Source organism: Cytophagia bacterium CHB2, from assembly GCA_030263535.1.
Lineage (GTDB): Bacteria > Zhuqueibacterota > Zhuqueibacteria > Zhuqueibacterales > Zhuqueibacteraceae > Coneutiohabitans.
On record SZPB01000423.1, the window covers coordinates 1 to 4,949 of the forward strand.

Genomic DNA, 4,949 nt, shown 5'->3' on the forward strand with positions numbered 1-4,949 from the left:
TTAAATAACTTACTCATTTGGGGAACCGCTAATAAACGCGAATATTCGCTAATTTTAAAATTCGCGTTTATTGGCGTGCATTCGCGGTTTGAGATTTGGACAAGTTATTTAATCGCCAATCCTTATCTAATTTGACGCGCGCTTGCGGCTTCTCCACAGAGCGCGACAAGTCCATGGCATCGTTTCCCCAAAAGCGCGCGCCTGAACTCGAGAAACGCTGTTGACGTTTTGGAGATAAAAGCTTATTTTCTGCATATCGTCCGGCAAAAGCAGGCCGGCGAACTTGTCACTGGAGAAAGTCAAACGCAGGAGGCATGTCTGGACAGTCACGTACGCGGAGAACAACATGCAATCTTTTCCTCAACGCCAAAAAGCTGTAATCACTGGAATCGGCATGGTCACGCCCCTCGGGCTAACGATAGAAGAAAATTGGTCGGCGTTGATGGCCGGGCGCTCAGGCATCGGCAAAATTACGCATTTTGATGCGTCTCATTTAAGCACGCAAATCGCGGGAGAAGTCAAAAATTTCAATCCCGACGATTACATGGATGTAAAGGAAGTCCGGCACTATGATCGTTATGTGCACCTTGCCGTCGCAGCGGCAGACAAAGCCTTGGCGGATGCCGGTTTGAGCGCGGAAACGCTGCCGCACGAGCGCACCGGCTTGCTGATCGGCTCCGGCATGGGCGGCATGGAAACATTCGTGAACAACACGCGCGCGTTGATTGAAAAAGGCGCGCGGCGCGTATCGCCCTATTTCGTTCCGGCGGTGATTGCCAACATGGCCTCCGGCTTTCTCACGATTCGCTATGGCATTCAAGGCCCGAACTTTTCGATCGTTTCGGCGTGCGCCACCGGCGCGCATTCGATTGGCGAGGGACTTGAAATGATTCGCAAAGGCATTGCCGACGTCATGCTCGTTGGCGGCGCAGAGGCGGCGATCATCGAGCTGGGCGTGGCCGGGTTTATTGCGGCAAAAGCGCTTTCCAAACATAACGACGCGCCGTCGGCGGCGAGCCGCCCGTTCGATATGGCACGTGACGGCTTTGTCATGGGAGAGGGCGCGGGCGTTTTGGTAATTGAAAGTGAAGAGCATGCGCGCAAACGCGGCGCACGCGTGTGGGCAGAATTGCTGGGCAACGGCGCCTCGTCAGATGCCTTTCACCCGACGGCGCCGCGCACGGACGGCACCGGCGCCGCCAAAGCGATTCGCCATGCAGTGGCAGACGCCGGCCTCGCGAAGGAAGACATTGGTTACATTAATGCGCATGCCACCTCGACGATGTTGGGCGATCGCGCAGAATCCGCCGCAATCCGGCATTATTTCGGTGAGCACACCAAAAAGGCCGCCGTCAGTTCGACCAAATCTTCGACCGGCCATTTGCTCGGTGCTGCCGGCGCCGTGGAAGCGGCGTATACGGCGTTGGCGCTGCATCATCAAATGCTGCCGCCTACGATTAATTTGGACAATGTTGATCCGGAATGCGATCTTAATCATGTCGCAAACCAGCCGCGTCCGGCGAACGTGCAATATGCTATTTCCAATGCCTTTGGTTTTGGCGGCACGAACGCGACGCTGGTGTTGGGGAGATATGAAGGTGAGAATGCGAGGTAATCTTTGGATCGAATATTACGCCGGATTCGAAGCACGTTGCAATCTAAAAACTTCTAGTAATTCAGTAAAGTCAGGCAGATTCATTTGGGGTAAAACGATTCAGCCGTTTTACCCCAAATGGTTTGCCTAAAACTTTAAGAACCGGCAATGCGCTGAAGTAAACCAATTGGCGAGAAATACAATGCACAAGAACAATCAAGAAAAAATCAGGTATGCTATTGCAGAGCTTGTTGAGAAAGGTGACTTGGAAATCGTTAATGAAATTTTTGCGACTGATTATATTGCGCATGCCAGAGAAAAAGAATATAGCGGGCATTCATTCATAAAACGTTTCGCGAATCAGCTTCGTACGGCTATCCCAGATATACATCTCGTGGATGTCAAATTTCTTGCGCAAGAGGGGAATACTATCGTCTGGCAGCGTACATTTAGAGGCACGCACGAAGTAAAAATGCGCGGCATCCCGCCTTCAGGAAAAAAGGTGAAGTGGGTTGATATGGTTGTTACCCGCTTTAAAAATGAAAAAATAGCGGAAGAATGGGTGGTATCAGAGCTTATGGGGGAGTTGCTTTTAAAGGTTCCAAAAAGCAAAAAAGCGAAGTCGGGGAAGAAATAAAATCTGTATTGAAATTCGCATAAGCCGCAAGGCGCTCAACATCGGAATAGAATTCTGAAAATTTTTTGCCCCAAAAATTGAAATTTCACAGAAAAAACTTTTTACTTTTGTGGGTGGAGTTTAAAGCTGCTGAGGAGCTTCGATTTTCAGTTTGACTAAAAATCGGTGTAGTTTTATCTTGCCGTTGGCCCCGGCTGTTTTCCTGCCATAATCCCCGCAGCCTTCTTCACCTGAAACACCATCAGCGCGCGATCGGCGTCCATCTCCAAACAGCTTGCCAGCACCGGCATGGTCGTGCCGTAGGGCGGAATTTGGCGCATACTCAAACCTTTGATGCACGATTGCGGCACGAACAGGCGCACAGCCAATTCCGGCAGACGCAGCACCACGGAACGCGCCGGCGCCGGACTGTGGCAAATCTCGCCCGGCAACGGCACGCCGATATGCTGGCTGAGATAAACACATTTGTAATAAAATTCCGCGCGCGACTGCAATTTCTGCAAACGCTGGCTCATGAATTCCAGGGTTGAGGCGGCGCTGAACCGCGTCAAGGAGCTCCAGCGCCAGCGCAGGGTGAATTCACACGCATGTTCGGCGCCCCTCCGCCACAACAGGAGGCTGCGCCCCGCCAGCCCGAGCCCGTAGGCGAATTCACGAAGCTCTTTGGCGCCCAGCGGCCCCCGGTAGAACCTCCGCCGCCGCCCGCTCCCCCCGCGTTCCAGGTAGCGCCACCATTCGGCCCCCCCGAATCCCCGCAGGCTCCGCCCAAACCGCAACCTCTTCCCGCCGCGCCCGCAGCTCAGCAGCCCGGGGAGTTCACCAAACTCTTTGGAAGTCCCCTGGGCGCAAACCCGCTGCCGGTGGAAGCGATCGAGCGCGGAGCAATGGCGCCGCCACCGCCCCCACCGTCCGACCGGCCGTTTCGCGGGCCCAGCGAATTCACCATCCAGTTCGGCCATAACGCGATCGAGGATGGAGCACCCGCTCCTCCTCCACCCCCTCCTCCCGAATTCAGCAAGAACCTCGCGGCCACTGGGTTGTTTTCCGTTCCGGTTCCAGAGCAGCATCATGCCCCTCCTCCGCCACAATCCACCGGCCCTGGCGAGTTCACCCGCATCATGATGCGTCCGGCGACATTCCAACCGCCCTCCCCGCCGCCTGCCGCGGCGCCAGCGCCGCCGCCGCCCGCGCCTGGAACACTGGCTTCGGTCCCCATCCAGAACCAGAAAACTTGGCTGGCGCCTCTCATCGCCGTGTTGACGATCGTCGTTGTTCTTCTCTTCATCGCCGTCATCGTGCTATTGCTGAAGCGTTGAACTAGTTCTACGCTGGCAGCAGGATCACCAGTTCCAGTTGCGGCTCCGGAAAGTCGCCAGGGACATACACTGCGACCGTTCTCGACCGCTCCACCGCCTCCCAGGCCAGACCCGACTGGCTCAGCATGAAATATTGATGATGAAGCCGGATCGGAATTGACGCTGGTGGCGACTGCTGGTGCAGCAGCGGCACCCCGGGCAACGCCTGCCGCACCAGATGCTCAATGTGGGTCGCCGAGCAGAGCTTCACGAGCTGAGGCGTCTTCCGGATCAAATCATCCTCTCCCACTTCCGCCGCGAACGCCAGGTACAACTTTGTATCGCGCAGATACTTCTCCTCGGGAATCGTCGCCGCGTAAATCGAGGGCCGCACCATCCGCAGCGGCAGGGACACGAAGTTGCTCGGCACTACCGTTTCAAGCAGGTGCAGGACCTTCGCCTCCAATTCAGCGAACACCGGCCCCAACGATTCATGATCATAGACCGGCAAGTCGCGCGGCTGTACAGTTGAGGAAAAAGTTGTCAAAGTAGAGCCCAGGCTCGACAGCAGTTCGTATAGCTGTTCCGGATGCCCGCCTCGGGTCTCGTAGAGATGGCGCAACCCGGGCAGATGATTGTTCACGGCATAGAGGAGCCAGAAATTGGCGATATCCGTCGAAGTGAACTCAGCCAGACTCTGATTCTTCTGCCGGCGCAGCGCGCTGAGCATTGAACTCTTCGCCGAGAGTATCTCCAGCATCCGCCGCGCCAGCCCGTTCAGCGCATCGCTCGTTATAAAGTCCAAAACTGGAGGAACAACCGCGGGATCGTAACTCAACATCCCGGTGGCATCCCTCCGCACGCGCCACGCCTTCATCAGGACATGCCCGCCCATGTTTTCGCCCTCAATCAGGAGACGCAGGTTCTTCCTCGCCACCTGCACCGGGCGTTCCGCCATGCCAGTGTTTTCATCCCGCCGCATCGCCACCTCGGCCAGGTACCGCGTCGGCAACCCGCGCTCTGGAGCAGAGACGTTCACAGACTGTTGCTTGTACTCGGGCAGCGCGAGAAAGACGTCCACGGCATTCACATCACCGGCCAGGAAGTCATTAAGCGCGCGGGCCGCGGGCGCCGGGTCCGCGCCCGGAATCCGGAATGGCGTGCCATCCGGCAACAGCCCCTCGGCCTCCAGGATGCCTGCCGCCCCGGCCGCAAGCGCTTCCGGGTCCATCGTCAAACGCGTGAAGCCCCAGGGGCAGTAAGTCAGGCTGGCGGCGCGGAAGTGAACCAGGCTCTCGACGAAGCGGTCCTGCGCCTGCAGATGCTGCGGGGTCAGGAAGGTCCCCTTCGCCCAAAGCACTGGGTTCAATTGTTTCGATGTGCTCTCGGCTGACACGTAGGGCATCCTCCTGACAGGTGGCTC

The 4,949-nt window shown here is 56.7% G+C and carries 5 protein-coding genes; 3 read left to right on the forward strand and 2 right to left on the reverse strand.

Annotation, left to right across the window (positions count from 1 at the left end):
* The first annotated feature begins 346 nt into the window (after nt 1–346).
* Complete coding sequence (gene fabF, locus FBQ85_26415) at nt 347–1,615, forward strand: beta-ketoacyl-ACP synthase II (protein ID MDL1878666.1); 1,269 nt, start codon at nt 347–349, stop codon at nt 1,613–1,615.
* Nucleotides 1,616–1,796: 181 nt separating this feature from the next.
* Nucleotides 1,797–2,231 (forward strand): ester cyclase, encoded by a 435-nt coding sequence (locus FBQ85_26420; protein MDL1878667.1) that lies wholly within the window; start codon nt 1,797–1,799, stop codon nt 2,229–2,231.
* 173 nt (nt 2,232–2,404) lie between these two features.
* Here the strand turns inward: FBQ85_26420 and FBQ85_26425 are convergent, their stop codons facing one another.
* Nucleotides 2,405–3,007, reverse strand: coding sequence for a hypothetical protein (locus tag FBQ85_26425; GenBank protein MDL1878668.1), 603 nt, complete (start codon nt 3,005–3,007; stop codon nt 2,405–2,407).
* A gap of 108 nt (nt 3,008–3,115) precedes the next feature.
* On the opposite strand from FBQ85_26425, the gene FBQ85_26430 reads away from it, so the two are divergent.
* Nucleotides 3,116–3,547, forward strand: coding sequence for a hypothetical protein (locus tag FBQ85_26430; GenBank protein MDL1878669.1), 432 nt, complete (start codon nt 3,116–3,118; stop codon nt 3,545–3,547).
* A 7-nt stretch (nt 3,548–3,554) separates the two neighbouring features.
* Here the strand turns inward: FBQ85_26430 and tssK are convergent, their stop codons facing one another.
* Nucleotides 3,555–4,931 (reverse strand): type VI secretion system baseplate subunit TssK, encoded by a 1,377-nt coding sequence (gene tssK / locus FBQ85_26435; protein MDL1878670.1) that lies wholly within the window; start codon nt 4,929–4,931, stop codon nt 3,555–3,557.
* Between the last annotated feature and the right edge of the window lie 18 nt (nt 4,932–4,949).